This window comes from Xanthomonas nasturtii, assembly GCF_001660815.1.
Classification (GTDB): domain Bacteria; phylum Pseudomonadota; class Gammaproteobacteria; order Xanthomonadales; family Xanthomonadaceae; genus Xanthomonas; species Xanthomonas nasturtii.
On record NZ_LYMI01000022.1, the window covers coordinates 20205 to 36654 of the forward strand.

Annotated in this window: 14 protein-coding genes; 8 read left to right on the plus strand and 6 right to left on the minus strand. The window is 64.6% G+C overall.

Going from position 1 to position 16450, the window contains the following annotated elements:
• The first annotated feature begins 69 nt into the window (after nt 1–69).
• From A7D16_RS09555 to A7D16_RS09575, 5 genes are all read left to right on the plus strand, one after another.
• Complete coding sequence (locus tag A7D16_RS09555; protein WP_064632051.1) at nt 70–462, plus strand: PTS sugar transporter subunit IIA; 393 nt, start codon at nt 70–72, stop codon at nt 460–462.
• Nucleotides 455–724, plus strand: a complete 270-nt coding sequence (locus A7D16_RS09560; protein WP_016904613.1) for an HPr family phosphocarrier protein — start codon at nt 455–457, stop codon at nt 722–724. The genes A7D16_RS09555 and A7D16_RS09560 overlap by 8 nt, the downstream gene beginning before the upstream one ends.
• 58 nt (nt 725–782) lie before the next feature.
• Nucleotides 783–2507, plus strand: a complete 1725-nt coding sequence (gene ptsP, locus A7D16_RS09565) for a phosphoenolpyruvate--protein phosphotransferase (protein WP_064632053.1) — start codon at nt 783–785, stop codon at nt 2505–2507.
• Nucleotides 2508–2819: 312 nt separating this feature from the next.
• Nucleotides 2820–4181, plus strand: coding sequence for a magnesium transporter (gene mgtE / locus A7D16_RS09570; protein ID WP_005993208.1), 1362 nt, complete (start codon nt 2820–2822; stop codon nt 4179–4181).
• Nucleotides 4182–4298: 117 nt separating this feature from the next.
• The gene (locus A7D16_RS09575) at nt 4299–5117 is read left to right on the plus strand and encodes a carboxylesterase family protein (protein WP_181920545.1); all 819 of its coding nucleotides are present in this window, start codon (nt 4299–4301) and stop codon (nt 5115–5117) included.
• A 169-nt stretch (nt 5118–5286) separates the two neighbouring features.
• Here the strand turns inward: A7D16_RS09575 and cydB are convergent, their stop codons facing one another.
• The 3 genes from cydB to A7D16_RS09590 form a co-directional block, all read right to left on the minus strand.
• A complete protein-coding gene (gene cydB, locus A7D16_RS09580) occupies nt 5287–6303 on the minus strand; it encodes a cytochrome d ubiquinol oxidase subunit II (protein ID WP_064632055.1) in 1017 nt (338 codons plus the stop codon).
• Entirely contained in the window at nt 6303–7700 is a 1398-nt protein-coding gene (locus tag A7D16_RS09585) for a cytochrome ubiquinol oxidase subunit I (RefSeq protein ID WP_064632057.1), read from the minus strand. The genes cydB and A7D16_RS09585 overlap by 1 nt, the downstream gene beginning before the upstream one ends.
• Before the next feature lie 1040 nt (nt 7701–8740).
• The gene (locus tag A7D16_RS09590) at nt 8741–10129 is read right to left on the minus strand and encodes an amino acid permease (protein ID WP_064632059.1); all 1389 of its coding nucleotides are present in this window, start codon (nt 10127–10129) and stop codon (nt 8741–8743) included.
• Nucleotides 10130–10291: 162 nt separating this feature from the next.
• Between A7D16_RS09590 and A7D16_RS23615 the strand changes: the two genes are divergently transcribed.
• On the plus strand, nt 10292–10447 hold the full coding sequence (locus A7D16_RS23615; protein ID WP_162577192.1) for a hypothetical protein: 156 nt from the start codon (nt 10292–10294) through the stop codon (nt 10445–10447).
• 55 nt (nt 10448–10502) lie between these two features.
• Here the strand turns inward: A7D16_RS23615 and A7D16_RS09595 are convergent, their stop codons facing one another.
• Nucleotides 10503–11564, minus strand: coding sequence for a pectate lyase family protein (locus tag A7D16_RS09595; RefSeq protein WP_064632060.1), 1062 nt, complete (start codon nt 11562–11564; stop codon nt 10503–10505).
• Nucleotides 11565–11937: 373 nt separating this feature from the next.
• On the opposite strand from A7D16_RS09595, the gene A7D16_RS23035 reads away from it, so the two are divergent.
• Nucleotides 11938–12267, plus strand: coding sequence for a hypothetical protein (locus A7D16_RS23035; RefSeq protein WP_153043148.1), 330 nt, complete (start codon nt 11938–11940; stop codon nt 12265–12267).
• 49 nt (nt 12268–12316) lie between these two features.
• Here the strand turns inward: A7D16_RS23035 and A7D16_RS09600 are convergent, their stop codons facing one another.
• Together A7D16_RS09600 and A7D16_RS09605 are read right to left on the minus strand one after the other, a co-directional pair.
• Complete coding sequence (locus A7D16_RS09600; RefSeq protein ID WP_064632061.1) at nt 12317–13258, minus strand: proline iminopeptidase-family hydrolase; 942 nt, start codon at nt 13256–13258, stop codon at nt 12317–12319.
• Nucleotides 13259–13658: 400 nt separating this feature from the next.
• On the minus strand, nt 13659–14423 hold the full coding sequence (locus tag A7D16_RS09605) for a LuxR family transcriptional regulator (protein WP_064632115.1): 765 nt from the start codon (nt 14421–14423) through the stop codon (nt 13659–13661).
• Between the two features lie 193 nt (nt 14424–14616).
• On the opposite strand from A7D16_RS09605, the gene A7D16_RS09610 reads away from it, so the two are divergent.
• A complete protein-coding gene (locus A7D16_RS09610) occupies nt 14617–15999 on the plus strand; it encodes an APC family permease (protein ID WP_064632062.1) in 1383 nt (460 codons plus the stop codon).
• Nucleotides 16000–16450: the final 451 nt, after the last annotated feature.

Here is a 16450-nt window from a genome sequence, read left to right on the forward strand (position 1 = left end):
TTCAGTTCGCAACACATCGATGCCGGCAAACGCTATCGCGCAGTCATGCTGACCTGTTAACGTTTCGGCATGGCCTGTGGCATTCTCCTCATTACTCATCCCGGCATCGGCGCGGCGTTGTTGAACGTGGCGACGGGGCTGTTGCGGCATTTGCCGTTGAAGACCGAAGCATTCGATGTGCCGTTCGATGCGGACCTGGACGCGCTGTTGCCCCAGGCCTCGTCGGCGATGCGCCGGGTCGACAGCGGCGACGGCGTGCTGGTCATCACCGACCTGTATGGCGCCAGCCCCAGCAATCTCGCCAGCCGGTTGGCCAAGCTGGGCACACCGGTTCGCCGGGTCTCTGCATTGAGCCTGCCGATGCTGCTGCGGGTGATGAACTACCCCGAACAAGGACTGCAGGAGCTGCCCGCCACTGCGGCGGCCGGTACCCGCAACGGAGCGATCATCGACGATGCTTGAACGCGAACTCATAGTTTCCAACCGACTCGGACTGCATGCGCGGGCAACCGCCAAGCTGGTGCAGACGCTGTCGTCCTATCGCAGCAACGCCACGCTGGCGGCCAAGGGCCGCGAAGTGAATGCCAAGAGCATCATGGGCGTGATGTTGCTGGCCGCCGGTCAAGGCACCAGCGTGGTGGTGCGCCTGGATGGCGAAGACGAAGCGCAGGCCCTGCAGGCATTGGTCGACCTGTTCGAGCGTCGTTTCGACGAGGACAGCTGAGCATGCGCGGCGTCGGTGCAGTGACGACCGACACGGCGCGGCTGCGCCCGGGCCACGCGTGAGCCTGCGCGGACACGGCGCGGCGCGCGGCAACGCGCTTGGGCGCGCACGCGTGCGCCAGAGCCATACGCTGGAAGTGGCCGAACAACGCGTGCCCGCCAACCAGGTGGAGACGCAGTTGCAGCGTCTGCACACCGCCATCGAAGCGGCACGGGTGGAAATGCAGCAACTGCGCGATCGCCTGCATGGCGCACTTGCGCGCGAAGTCGGCGAATTTCTCGAGCTGCATGCCTTGCTGCTCGACGACCCGGAGCTGCTGCAAGGCCTGGATGAGCTGATCCGTACCCACCGCTACAGTGCCGACTACGCCTTGCGCGTACAGCGCGACCGGCTGGCGGCGGTGTTCGACGGCATGGAGGATGCGTACCTCAGAAGCCGCATGGACGACCTGGATCACGTCATCGGCCGCATCCATGCGTTCCTGCACAAGCGCGCGCCCGACCTCAAGGGCGTGGCCGGCGAGATCCTGGTCTGCGACAACGTGGCGCCCTCCGAGCTTGCGCAGCTGCAGGCGCAAGGGGTGGTCGGCATCGTTACCACCGCCGGCAGTGCGCTGTCGCATAGCGCGATCCTGGCGCGCAGCCTGCACCTGCCGTTGGTGGTGGGCGTCGGCGATGCGGTGCAGCGCATCGAGGATGGCGATGTCTTGATCGTCGATGCCGGCTCGGGCCAGGTGATCGTCGACCCCACCCCCGAGCACCTGCGCGACTACCGCGAACGCCTGCGCGCGCTGGCCAAGGAACAACGCGAGCTGGGCCGGCTGCGCTCCAAGCCCACGCGCACGCGCGACAACGTCGACATCACCCTGCTGGCCAATGCCGAATCGCTGGAAGATGTGGCAAAAGCGCATGCGCTGGGTGCCAGCGGGCTGGGGCTGTACCGCACCGAATTCCTGTTCCTGCAGCGCAACGAGTTGCCGGACGAAGACGAACAGTTCCACACCTACCGCGACACCGTGCTGGGCATGAGCGGCCGCCCGGTCACCATCCGCACGCTGGATCTGGGCGCCGACAAGGCCGACCGCACCGGCCTGACCTTGAGCGACGAAGACAACCCGGCGTTGGGCCTGCGTGGCGTGCGCCTGTCGCTCGCCCGGCCGGCGGTGGCGCAGACGCAGTTGCGCGCGATCCTGCGTGCGTCCGGCTACGGGCCGGTGCGCATCCTGGTACCGATGGTCAGCGGCCGCGAAGAAATCCTGCTGCTGCGCAAGCAGTTGAAGAAGCTCACCGCGCAGCTGCGCGAGGAAGGCCACGAGATCGCCGAGCACATTCCGCTGGGCGCAATGATCGAAGTGCCGGCGGCGGCACTGGCGCTGGATTGCTTCATCGACGACATCGATTTCCTCTCGATCGGCACCAACGATCTGGTGCAGTACCTGCTCGCGGTGGATCGCAACAACGAGGCCTTGGGCGAGCTGTATTCGCCGTTGCATCCGGCAGTGCTGCGCCTGATCGCGCAGGTGATCGCCACCGGGCGCACCTACGGCAAGCCGGTGGCGGTGTGCGGCGAGATCGCCGGCGACCCGCGCTTCGTGCCGATGTTGCTGGCGTTGGGGCTCACCGAATTCAGCCTGCATCCGGCCACCTTGCTGGAAGTGCGCCGCGCGGTGCGCGATATCCATCTGGGCGAGTTGCGCGTGCAGGGCGAAAAACTGCTGCGCGCCCGCGACCGCAAGGGCATCGAGAAGTGGTTGGCGGGCAATGCGCAGGGGCTGCTGCGCTAGCGGCGACCCGCACGACCCACACGCTGCGCCGAGCTGCATCGCGCCAAGCATCGCCAGCGAAAAACAGCGTGCGTTGGGCACGGCAGCTCTCGTGCCTTGACACCGGCAGTGTGCCGCCAGCTGCATCCGCTCAGCTATTGCTCGCTGCCTGGCGATGGCTCTCCTGGGTTGGATGCGCGATTGCGGCGCTGCTGTTCGAGCAGCGTGCGAGCGGCACTGTATGTTTCGTCACCATGCGCAAGCGATAATACCGTGCTGATCCAGCACCGCGTCTTCGATTGACGACGCGTCCACTCTTCCGGGGAGCCGCGCATGGCCGAAGCCGTCCGCCACGACAAAACCGCGCGCCAGCTACGCCTGCTGTCCGACGCGCTGGATAGCGGACGCTTAGGGCCGGTACGTCGGTTGGTCAACACGCTGGCGCCGGCGGAGATCGGCAACCTGCTCGAATCGCTGCCGCCCGGCAAACGCGAAGTGGTGTGGGGGCTGGTCGACCCGGAGGACGATGGCGAGGTGCTGCTGCACGTCGGCGATGAAGTGCGCGAAAGCCTGCTGGCAGACATGGACACCGACGAGATCGTCGCGGCGGTCGAAGACCTGGACATCGACGATCTGGCCAACCTGGTCGAAGACCTGCCCGACACCGTCATCGACGAAGTGCTCAAGTCGATGGACCGCGAGAACCGCGAGCGGCTCGAACAGGTGCTGTCGTATCCGGAAGACACCGCCGGCCGCCTGATGAACCCGGACGTGGTGACGGTGCGCGCGGACGTCAATGTCGATGTGGTGCTGCGCTACCTGCGCCTGCGCGGCGAGCTGCCCGACCATACCGACCATCTGTACGTGGTGAGCCGCCGCCATCAATACCTGGGCCGCGTGTCGCTGGCCGCACTGGTGACTCACGAAGACAGTACGCCGGTCAATCGCTTGATCGACGACGAGCAGCCCGCCATCGACGTGGGCGATGGCTCCGACGAAGTGGCGCGGCGCTTCTCCGACCACGACTGGATCTCGGCGCCGGTGGTGGACGACAACAACATCCTGCTCGGCCGCATCACCATCGACGACGTGGTGGACATCATCCGCGAGCAGGCCGAGCACCAGGCCATGAGCGCGGCCGGCCTGGACGAAGACGAAGACATGTTCAGCCCGGCACGGCGCGCATTCCGGCGCCGGCTGATCTGGCTGGGCATCAATCTGTGCACCGCGTTTCTGGCTTCCAGCGTGGTCAGCCGCTTCGAAGGCACCATCGAAAAGCTGGTAGCACTGGCGGCGTTGATGCCGATCGTGGCCGGCATGGGCGGCAATGCCGGCACCCAGGTATTGGCGCTGATGGTGCGCGGCCTGGCGCTGGGGCAGATCGGCTCGTCCAACGTGATGACCCTGCTCAAGAAGGAGCTCACCGTTGCGCTGATCAATGGGCTGTGTCTGGGCGTAGGGCTTGGGCTGATCGTGCTGGCCTGGTTCGGCCAGCCGATGCTGTCGCTGGTGATCGGCACTGCGCTGACGTTGAACATGCTGACCGCTGCCTTTGGCGGCGTGCTGGTGCCGGTGACGCTCAAACGGCTGGGCTTCGATCCGGCCCTGGCCGGTGGCGTGATCCTGACCACGCTGACCGACGTGATGGGCTTTTTGAGCTTCCTGGGCCTTGCCACGTTGATCTTGATGCCGTGAGCGCGTGCGCCCGACCGCATGCACGCGCAAGCGAGAATGAAGGGCGGCACGCGCATCCCCGGCGCTCGCCGCAACGCCACGTGCCAGCGCACCTGCATGCGGCGATACTGCGGCTTGATGATCGATGGGGAGTGCTGCGTGATCGTTCGTTGCGTCTTACTTGGAATTCTTGCGCTGGTGCTCGCCGGTTGCTCCAGCATGGCTGAGCGCCAGCACGATGGGCGGCGCGGCCACTTTGTCGCCCGCACCCTGCAGTTGGAGGGGCGGCTTTACCGCTACCAGGTGTTTGTGCCGGCCGCCAAGGCGCCGCAGCCACGGCCTATCGTGTTGTTTCTGCACGGCTCCGGCGAACGCGGCGATAACGGACGCGATCAGGCCGAAGTCGGCGTGGGCCCTTACCTGAGCGAACACACCGCCGAATTTCCCGCACTGGTGGTGCTGCCGCAAGTGCCCGACGACGAAGAATGGCTGGGCATCAACGCGCGCATGGCGATCGCCGCGCTGGATGCGGCCAGCGCCGAGTTCAGCGCCGATCCGCAGCGCACGTATCTCACCGGCATTTCGATGGGCGGCTATGGCGCCTGGGAAATCGGGCTGATGCAGCCGCAACGGTTTGCCGCAATCGTGCCGATCTGTGGCGCGCTCAAGGCACCGCGCGATGAGCGCCGCACGCTGTACGTGAGCCTGGTGGCCAAGGAAGCGGACCCGTACACCGCGGCAGTGACGCAACTCAAGCACGTGCCGATCTGGATGTTCCATGGCGCCAAGGACGATTCGGTGCCGCCGCACGACGACCGCGCGTTGTACCGCGCCGCAAAAGGCATGGGCGCCAACCTGCGCTACAGCGAATATCCCCAAGGCAACCACAACGTCTGGGACGCGACCTATGCGGACCCGGCGATGTGGGAGTGGATGTTCAAGCAGCGCCTGCGCTGAGCGTACTGCGGTTGGGCGCGATCCCCGCGCGCTCAGCCGCATGGGGATCGCTGCAGCGGGCGAACCCCGGCCCTGATCATGCCGGCACCGATCCAGGGTCATCGCGCGCTGCGCCTGCCGGTAAGCGCGACCCGCGCAGACGCGAAGCGACGACCGCTAACCGCTGCCATCAATGGTGGTAGCCGGTCTCGGCGGTGATCTTGCCGCGAAATACCCGATACGACCAAACCGTGTAGCCCAGGATCAGCGGCAGCAACATCACCAACCCCACCAGCGCGAACAGTTGCGACGACGGCGGCGCGGCAGCCTGCCAGATGGTGTACACCGGCGGCACCAGGTACGGCCACATGCCCAGCACCAGGCCCAGGAACCCGAGCACGAACAAGCCCATCGCCAGCAGGAACGGCGCCGTGTCCGGTCGCCCCGGCTCGGCCGCGCGCCACAGCGCATAACCCACCACGGCAACCAGCACCGGCACCGGCATCAACCACAGATAATGCGCATCGTTGAACCAGCGATCCATCACATGCGATTGCAACGACGGCAGCCACGCGCTGACCAGGCCGATGAAGACCAGTACGCTGAGGGTCAACGGCCGGCTCAACTGCCGCGCCAGCTGCTGCACATGGCCTTCGGTCTTGAGGATCAGCCAGGTGCTGCCGAGCAGCGCATAACCGAACACCAAGGCGGCACCGGTCAGCATCGCGAAGGGGCTGAACCAGCCCCAGATACCGCCGACATAGCGGTCGTTCTCGATCGGCAAGCCTTGCACCAGCGCGCCCAGGATCACGCCCTGCGCGAAGGTGGCCAGGATCGATCCGGCCGCAAAGGCGTTGCTCCACAAACGCCGCGAGCGATGTGCCTTGAAGCGGAATTCGAACGCCACGCCACGAAACACCAAGGCCATCACCATCAACAACACCGGCAGATACAGCGCCGACAAGATCACCGCATACGCCTTGGGAAACGCCGCCAGCAGCCCTGCCCCGCCCAGCACCAGCCAGGTTTCGTTGCCGTCCCAGATCGGCGCGGCGGTGTTCATCATCAAATCCAGTTGCGCTTCGTCCTTGCGGAACGGCGCCAGGATGCCGATGCCCAGGACGAACCCGTCCAGCACCACGTACATCAGCACGCCGAAGCCGATCACCGCAAACCACGCCACCGGCAACACGCTTGTCATGTCCATCATGCGGCTCCATCGATCGGTTCGTCGGCCGCAGAGAGCGGGCGTGCGGGCGTGTGTTCGCCATGGTCCAGCTGCGGGGCGTCGTGCGGGGTCGGCCCGATCTTGCCGATCTTGACCAGGTACCAGATGCCCCAGCCGAATACGAACGCATAGCCAGCCACATACACCGCCAGCGAGATGGCGGTCATCAGCGCAGACTGCGGGCCCACTGCATCGGCGGTGCGCAACAGGCCATAAACCACGTAGGGCTGCCGGCCGATTTCGGTAACGAACCAGCCCGAAATGAGCGCGATGAAGCCGCTTGGCAACATCCAGCGCCAGGTCGCCAGCAACCAGCGCCACTGCAGCAATTTGCCGCGCCACCAGGCGAATGCAGACACCCAGGCCACCAGCAACATCAACGAACCGATTCCCACCATGATGCGGAAGGCGAAAAACACCGGCGTCACCGGTGGACGCTCGCTGGCCGGCACCGAGGTCAGCGGCGCGATGCTGCCCTCCAGGCTATGGGTCAGAATCAGGCTGCCCAGGCGCGGAATCGCCACCTCGTAATCGTTGCGTTCGGCCTGCGTGTTGGGCAGCGCAAACACCACCAGCGGAAATCCCTTGCCCGGCTGCTCGGCATGCCAGTGCGCTTCCATTGCGGCGATCTTCATCGGCTGGTGCTTGAGCGTATTCAAGCCATGCATGTCGCCGACGAAGATCTGCAGCGGCACCGTGATGGCGGCGAAAGCCACCGCCAGCTTGAACATGCGCAGCCCGGCCTCGCGGTGCACGCCGCGGTGCAGGTACCACGCACCGACTGCGCCCACCACAAAACACGTAGTGATGAACGAGCCCAGCGCCATGTGCGCAAGCCGATACGGAAACGAGGGATTGAAGATGATCTGCAACCAGTTCACCGGATGCACAATGCCGTCGATCACCTCGAAGCCCGCCGGCGTCTGCAACCAGCTGTTGGACGAGAGAATCCAGAAGGTGGAAAACAGCGTACCCAGCGCCACCATGCAGGTGGCAAAGAAGTGCAGGCGCTCGGAAATGCGGCCCCAGCCGAACATCATCACGCCCAGAAAGCTGGCCTCGAGAAAAAACGCAGTAAGCACTTCATAGCTCAGCAACGGCCCGATCACGCTCCCGGCAATCCGGCTCAGTTCCGGCCAGTTGGCGCCGAACTGAAACGCCATCACGATGCCGCTAACCACGCCCATGCCGAACGACACGGCGAAGATCTTCTGCCAGAAAAAATACAGCTCGCGCCAGACCGGCAGGCGCGTGCGCAGCCAGCGCCATTCCAGGAACGCCAGCAGGCTGGAAAGCCCGATGGTGAATGCCGGAAACAGCACGTGGAAGGCAATGACAAACCCGAACTGGATCCGTGACAACAGCAAGGCATCCATGGAGATCCCTCAAGGAAAAGTGGGGTTAATCGTCAGCGTGCAGGTCGCACATCGATCGCCGGGTAGACGCTGCGGTGGTCGATGTGGCGCTGCCGCGCTACGTGATCATGATAGGGACGGTCGGGCCCGTTCCCGATGCGACACGGCGTCGCATCTGCGGCAAAACGTCGCTTCTGCGCTTTGGAGCGGCTGACAAAACTACGTCATGCCGGTCGGCTGGGGGCTGGCTGATCAGCGGTCTGGCTGCAAGCACGCTGATCTGCGGGTTGGCTGCAGGGCCCTTGCCCGCCCACCATCGCAGGACACGCCGTCAATCCGTCCCTGGAGGCTCTGGCGCGGCATCCATGCCGCTCAAGGTCCCGCGACGGTGAGCGGGCAAGGACCAGTCGAGATGGTCGGTGCGCACAGGTTTCGACAAGCGATCAGCAAACTGGTGAAGCTGTGTCTTCGCTCTTCCATAAAACCACCGACCAACTGTCTGGCGCGGTGTCCTTACCGATTGCGGGACCGTTGGCGGCATGGATGCCGCCACCGAGCCCCCATGGACGGGTTAACGGCGTGTCCCGCGAGCGGTGAGGGCACCGCGCACTCGACATCTTTGCGCTTGCTGCAGGGCCCTTGCCCGCCCACCATCGCGGGACACGCCGCAAGTACGTCCGTGTAGGCTCTTACGCGGCATCCATGCCGCGTAAGGTCCCGCGACGGTAGGCGGGCAAGGACCAGTCGAGATGGTCGGTGTGCACGGTAGGGGCCGTGACTAATGCGCATTGTTCGATCATGACGCGCAGGCTCAACACCTGATGCGCAGCGCGCTACAAGCAGCTTTAACGCAACCACCGACCAACTGTCTGGCGCGGTGTCATCGCCGCTTGCGGGACCGTTGGTGGCCTGGATGCCACCAACGGTTCCGCAAGGGTGGGTGCACGACCTGTCCCGCAAGCGGTGAGAGCACTGCGCGCTCACTCACTCAGCGTTTGACCCCGGACTACCGGCGCCGCTCCATCGCGCGCCAGCGCGCTGCAACCAAACGTTGTGGATGTTCAGTGCTGGCGACGCATCCGCCGTGCAAGCTCGCTGAACAACGCAAACGCTGCGGTCAAACCGACCATCGACAGGAACTGCGCGCGCGTGTCGGCCGAGCTGGCCAACAGCACGAAGATCACCGCCAGGATCGCCAGCGCCAACACCGTCAGAAACGGATAACCGCGCATACGGAACGGCAACGCGATGCCGGCGCGGTCGGCGCGGCCGCGCAGGATCAGCTGCGACACCAGCGAGATCGTCCACACCAGCAGGCAGGTGGCGCCAACGATGTTGAGCAGCATCGGCAACACCTTGTTGGGATACAGCAGCTCCAGCGCCGCCGCGGCAAAACCGAACAGCACGCTGGCGATCACTGCCACCAGCGGCACCTGCTCGCCGCTGGTCTTGCCAAGCAAGCGCGGCGCTTCGCCACGCTGGGCCAATGAGAAGATCATCCGCGAGGCGCCATACAGATTGGCATTGAGCGCCGACAGCAACGCCACGACCGCCACCAGGGTAATGGCCGTGGCCGCGCCGGGAATGCGTGCCACTTCCAGCACGGCAGCGAACGGCGAGCTGAGCGCGGCGCTGGTCCACGGCACCACCGCCACGATCACGCTGATCGAGCCGATGTAGAACACCAGGATGCGCCAGGCCACGGTGCGGATGGTGCGCGCCAGGCTACGGCCCGGGTCGGCAGTTTCTGCCGCGGCCACCGCCACGATCTCGGTGCCGCCAAAGGCAAACACCACCACCAGCAAGGCCGAACCGATACCGGCCAGGCCCTTCGGCGCAAAGCCGCCGTTCTGGGTGAAGTTGGACAACCCCGGCGACACCACACCGGGCAACCAGCCGGCCAGCAAGGCCACACCGATCAACAGGAACACGATGATCGCCACAACCTTGAGGATGGCGAACCAGAATTCGAACTCGCCGAAATTGCGCACCCCCAGCAGATTGATCGCGGTGAAGGTGGCCATGAACAGCAGCGCCAGCAAGGGCACCGGCAACGCGGGCCAGACGGTCGCGAGCAGGCCGGCGGCGCCGACGGCTTCGGCGGCAATCACCACCACCACCTGGAACCACCACAACCAGCCCACGGTCGCGCCGGCGGTCGGGCCCATCGCATCGGCCGCGTACACCGAGAACGCGCCGCTGGCCGGCTTGGCGGCCGCCATTTCGCCCAGCGCGTTCATCACGATGATGACCAACGCACCGGCAATCAGGTACGAGATCAGCACCGCCGGCCCGGCCGCATGGATCCCCACGCCGGAACCGAGAAACAGCCCGGCGCCGATCGCCGTGCCCAGGCCCATCATCATCAATTGCCGCGGCTTCAGCGCGTGGCGCAGTGCAGGCGCGGCGGACGCAGCGGTCTCAGCAACGGGATCGGTCGGAAGCGGCATGGACGGGTTTGAACGAATGGAATCGCCACACGATACCGCGTCGCGGCGCCTGCCGCGCCTCTTGACGCCGGCCCGGCGAAGGAGTGGCGAAGGAGTGGCGACGCCACGAAAGCGTGCCCTGCCCTCACTTGCAGCAGGCAACGCTCGGCCACCTGCCGGGACGTGCTGCCGCTTGCCTGCAGGTCCCGGTGGCCGATCTCGCTGCTGTCGCGCGAGGTCAGCGGTTTCCTGATGTTCTCGAAGGAGTTCGACGCGATCTTCGCCGCGCCGCCCGTGCGCACGTCGATGCCCGAACTGATCACATTGTTGACTGCGTAAACCCACATCCCCGGGCGGGCCGGGGATGTAGGTTGCTGCCACTACGCGCTGCCGGTCACTCGGCCAGGTTCTTGCCCGCACCCGCCGTGGCGATCACCTTGGCCTTGACCTGCGCGGCCGGGGTGATGGTGTAGGTGTAGCCCAGCGATTCCGGGAACACCTTGGAGCTCACCCAGTTGGTGGCATTGGCGTAGGGCTTGCTGCCATCGGGCGTGCCCCAAGTGATGCCGCTGCCGACGTAGTTGTTGATCAGGTCCCAGTAGCCGATCTCGCTGCTGTCGCGCGAGGTCACCGGGTTCTTGATGTTCTCGAAGTAGTTCGACTCGATCTTCGCCACGCCGCCCATGCGCACGTTGATGCCCGAGGTAAACACATTGTTGAAGTAGTTGTTGTAGATGTGGCTCAAGCCGCGGCGCTGCAACGGCACGCGCGATTCCACGTTCTCGAAGCGGTTGTGGTGATACGTAGTGCGCGCGGCCGAGTTCTTGGTGTCGCTGTCGCTGTAGCCATTCAGCGCGACCTTTTGATAGTTGTAGACGTAGTTGTAGGACACGGTGACGTGGTGCACGCCCTTCTTCATGTCGATGCCGCCATCGAAGGAGGCATCGCCCGCACCGGAGCATTTGGTCAACGAGGCGAACACGGTGTTGTGGTCGACCCAGATCCTGGACGGCGAGCCGCTGGAGTTGCCTTCCAGCGAAATCGAATCGGCATCTTCGCCACCTTGCAGCAGGCCGATGGTCATGTTCTGGATGATGATGTTGTTGGCGTTGCCCACGACCCACAGACCGAAGTTGGCCGCCGAGCCATTCGCCCCCCTGATGGTGACATCGCTCTTGTTCTTGATCTGCACGGTCTTGGCCGGCAGCTTCCACTGCGCGCAGACGTCCTTGATGGTGCCGTAGTCGAACTTGCCGGTGTAGTTGAGCACCAGCCCACCGCTGCCGGAATAACTGTCGATGGCGGCCTGCATGGCTTCGAACGTTGCCACGTTGACCGGTGTCTTGTTGCCGCCACCGGTGGTGGCCGCACCGTACCCGACCGGGCCGGCGATGGCGCTTGCTGCGCACGTGGATAGCGCAAGCGCGAGCGCGCCCTGGAGCATCTTGCTAGTCATGCAGCCTCTCCCAAAGAAGTCGATAAGCGATGCGTGCCGTCTGCGCAGTGGCAACGACAACGACAAAGCGGTGCGTGGGGGCCGCATTCTTCGCGCGATTTAAAACATAAAACAATTATCCATCACTGAAAGTTTGACGCACCACGGTGTTCTCTTTGCGGGACATGCAAAAGAGACAGCACAGGACAGCCGGGACAGGACACGGCATTGCGGCGAGATGCGATGGATGTGCTTGATCGATGCGCGTCTGCGCTGGTGCAGGCATGCCTGTGCTGCAGGTGCGTGTGCTCGAGCACGCACACCTGCGTGGATGCTTGCCACTTCACGCCTGTGGTGCTTGCGTACTGGTCGCCATTGCGGGCATGAGCTGCACATGCGCCTGGCGATGACAGCTGCGACGCAGCGAATTTGCAGCGCAGCAATACAACACGTGCACCGGAAAAGACGCGCCGATGCGTGTCGCCCGGTTTCTCGCGGGCTTCTGCAGGTTGCTTGCAGCGTTGCTGCACAGCAGCAGAACGCTCGCGTGCATTTACATTGCAAGCCTACGGTGGCGAAGACGCTGCACGTGGTGCGCGACGGCGCACGCAAACAGATTGCACCAGCAATCAGCACGCCGTCGAATCAAGCAGCTGTCTGCGTGTTCGTCCGCATGCCGCACGGTCCGCTCAACGTCGGACGCACTCAGAGATCGCAATGGTGAAGAATCGCAAACCACGCATATCGAACGTCAGCGTCCGCACACCGCGCACTCAAACAGCGCGATTGACCAGCGCCGAAGAACGCACCATCTGCCCACCGGGCCAGGGTGTCTGATCGTCCAGGAAGTTGCCGACCAGGCGCATGCAGGCCGCGCGTTCTTCCACGTGCGGCATGTGGCTGGAATTGGCGAACACATGCCAGCGCGCATCCGGAATCAGCCGCGCATACGGCTCGACGGTTTCCGGCGTGGCTTCGTCGTACTTGCCAGAAAGCACCAGTGTGGGCGCGGTGATGCGGTGCAGGCGCTCGATGATGCTCCAGTTGCGCAAGCTGCCCACCACATGAAACTCGGTCGGGCCGTTCATGGCGTGATACACGGTCGGGTCGGCATCGATGGCGGCAAAGGTGCGTGCCACTTCGGCAGGCCATGGCACGACGCGACACACGTGCTGTGCGTAGAACACCTGGCTGGCGGCGCGGTAGGCCGGATGGTCCAGCGTACCGGCGGCTTCGTGCTCGTCCAGCGCGGCCTGGATGTCCTCGGGCAGCCGTGCACGCAAACGTAGCGCCGCAGCACGCCACAAACCCATCGAAGCGGGGGAGTTGGCGATCACCAGCGCACGCAGGCCGGTAGGACGGCGCACTGCATGTTCGGCCGCCAGCATCCCGCCCCAGGACTGGCCCAGCAACGCGTACTGCGAAACCCCAAGATGCGCGATCAACGTCTGCAGCTCGTCCAGAAACAGCCCAACCGTCCAGAAGCCTGGGTCGGCGTTGGGCAGATGGGTGGAGTTGCCGTTGCCGAGCTGGTCGTAATGAATCACCGCACGGCCGCTGGCCGCCAGGTCCGTGAAGCTGTCCACGTAGTCGTGGGTGCACCCGGGGCCGCCATGCAGCACCAGCAACGGGCAGGCATCCGCGCGCAGGTCGCCGGTGATGCGGTACCAGGTGCGATAACCGCGAAATTCGACGTAACCCTCAGTGCACTGCATGACCTGCGCCTGCCTGCGGCAATAATGAGCCTTGAGCTTAGCGACGGCGCCGACTGGCGTTAACTGGCAAATCTCACAGGTTTGGATGCACCGGGGACGCGGTTGGCGCTGGCGGAAGACCAGTTCGACCGCAGGCTGCGCGTCGCCGCATGCCGCAAGGCATCGCACGACGCCACTTCGCATCTCGATCGAACCGTGCGCTTCGAATCAGCGTAACTATCTCGCGCGCGCAACGTCGCCGACGTTGGAGCTGTCAGGCATGCGACACCAGCGCTCGCGATTTGATGCACTGGCGAAAGCGTGCGAATAGCGCACGAGGACCAGGATTGCGTGGCGTAACGCCGATTCGGAGTACCTGCTGCGCCAGCGTGCCGGCACCGCAGGCACCGGCCAGCGTTGCTTACGGCTCTAGCAAGCGATAGTGCATCCCGCGCACCACTGCTTCCACGCGGTTGCGGGCGCCCAGCTTGCGGGCGGCCGAATTCAAATGCAGGTTGACCGTGGCAGTGGAGCGGTTGAGTGCCGCCGCGATACTTTTGGACGTCAGGCCTTTGGCCGAATACTGCAGGCATTCGCGCTCGCGACGGGTCAATGCAATGTGGTGGCAGCGGCGCTCCTGTGGGTCCAGCACTTCCTGCGCACGCGCCTGGAAGGCGTGTGCCAGCAGCAGGAACGGCAACAGCTGCGCCTCGGCCAGGCGCGGTGCTTCTGCAGCGCCGGCATCGACCGCGCCGCTGAAAGTGGCGAACGCGCCACCGGGCAGATGCAGCGGCACGGTGACACCGGTTCCCATGCCGCTGTCGCACAGATACCGGGTCACTTGCCGGTGCTGCCCGCCCACGTATTCCACGCCTGCACGGTTGCCGTCGTTGCGGTACGACCACACGAACGGAGTGGTGCGCCGCGCTGCACGCTGCTGAACGGGGTCATGCTGGTAGTAGCCGTGCTCGCACCAGACATGCTGCATATCGCCCGGCGCATTGCGCTGCATGAACACGGTGGGCGTGATCAGCGCACCTTCCATACTGAGCGGCACTGGCGCGTAGTCGTAGACCAGCGACTGGAAACCGAGTGCACAGACGTCGCGAAACACCCGATCCAGGCAGCTGTTGAGCGTATGCAGCACCTGCAGATCGCGGCCCAGGCTGGCCAGAGTGTCGAACATGGTGAGTCCTTGGGTACCGATGTTTGCCAGCAACTGGCAAGCAGCATGGAAAACCTAGCACTTTTACCAATGGATGGGCTTGCCGGCCACATTATCGTCACAATGCCGGTCACATGGCTGCAGCGCCGCATCGGCGTTCAGGTCCTTCAAGCGCCTGCGCTGTGCGCCGGCATTCCTTTCAGCGGACACCTGCATGACCGACACCCCCCGCCGCGACGATGCGGCCACGCTGGAACGCTTTGGCTACGCACAGGAGCTCAAGCGCCAGCTCACGCTCAAGGATCTGCTGATCTACGGGTTGGTCTTCATGGTGCCGACGGCGCCGTTTTCGATCTTCGGCGGCGTGTTCGACATCAGCGCCGGGATGGTGCCGCTGACCTACCTGGTTGGCTTCGTGGCCATGCTGTTCACTGCGCTGAGCTACCAGCAGATGTCGCAGGCATTTCCGGTGGCCGGCTCGGTGTATGCCTATGTGGGGCGCGGGCTGAGCAGCGGCATGGGATTTCTGGCCGGCTGGGCCATCCTGCTCGACTATCTGCTGGTACCGACCCTGCTGTACGTGGTCGGCGCCAATGCGATGCATAACGTATTGCCGGCGGTGCCGCAGCCGGCGTGGATCGCGTTCTTCGTGGTGCTCAACACCCTGGTGAATCTACGCGGCATCGAAACCACCGCGCGTGCCAATCGCTTTTTTCTGCTTGCGCAATTGGTGGTGCTGGCGGTGTTCGTGGTGCTGGCGACCCTGGCGATCCAGCGCGGCGTCAACGGCGCGCACTGGAGCTGGCGCCCGTTCTACAACCCGCAGGCGTTTTCGCCGCAGTTGATCTTCAGCGCGTTGTCGGTGGCGGTGGTGTCGTTCCTCGGCTTCGATGCGATCTCCACCTTGTCGGAGGAAGCGCGCGGCGGCAACCGCGTGGTAGGGCGTGCGACCTTGCTGGCGTTGCTGATCGTGGCAGGCCTGTTCGTCCTGCAGACCTGGCTGGCGGCGTTGCTGCAGCCCACCCTGCAGCGCTATCCCAGCGCGCAGGCATCCAACGATGCGTTCTTCGAAATCGGCCGCCTGATCGCCGGGCCGTGGCTGCAGATCGTCATTGCACTTACGGTGGCGATCAGCGCGGCGATTGCCAATTCGCTGGTGGCGCAGGCGGCTACATCGCGCCTGTTGTTCGCGATGGCGCGCGACCGCCAGTTACCGGCGTTCCTGCGCTACATCCACCCGCGCACCGGCGTGCCGCAGCGTGCGATCTTGCTGGTGGCGGGCCTGAGCATGGTGCTGGGCGAAGTGTTCGTTGGCCAGATCGCGTTGCTGTCGTCGCTGTGCAATGTCGGCGCGCTCACTGCGTTCGTGCTGCTGCATGTCGCGGTGTTGTGGCACTTCCGCGCCGAGGGGCGCCGCGTGCTGCATGGCGTGGTGCCGTTGGTCGGCATCGTCATCCTGGCCTATGTATTGATCAATGCAGACGCGCATGCGCAACTCGGCGGCACTGCATGGATGCTGATTGGGCTGGCGGTGCTGGCCTTTCTGAAACTCAGCGGACGCTCCACCGAATTCCGCGCCAGCGATGCGCTGGAATAGCCGCGGCAGCAGCGGTGCCTGTTGCAGTGCAAGGTTGGTGATGAGTCCAGCAAAACGCGGACTCTGATGCCACCGCAGGGCATGGCCTGCAAGCGGTATCAGGCGCCGGAAACGCGTTGCTGCAGATGAAGTGATGGACGTGTTGCGGCATGCATCGCGTATGCATTGGGCACGCACCAGACAGAGGTGCGCCTAGCGCGCACAGCAGTGCGCGGGCGCACGCCGCGGTGGGTCAGCGACGCTGCCACCTCATCGGCATGCGCACACCCACCATCCGGCTCACCGTCCGCAAGACGCTGTCCGTCGATGCGTGAAAGATCAACTGTATTTTTCGTGACTGTTTATCTCTGAACTAGATTTTCAGCACATATTCAACTATGAACTTTCGCTAGTCTCGCTGGGCGCCACCGATGGCGCCGCACGTTGCAGCCCCCGCTGCAGCCTGCCGATC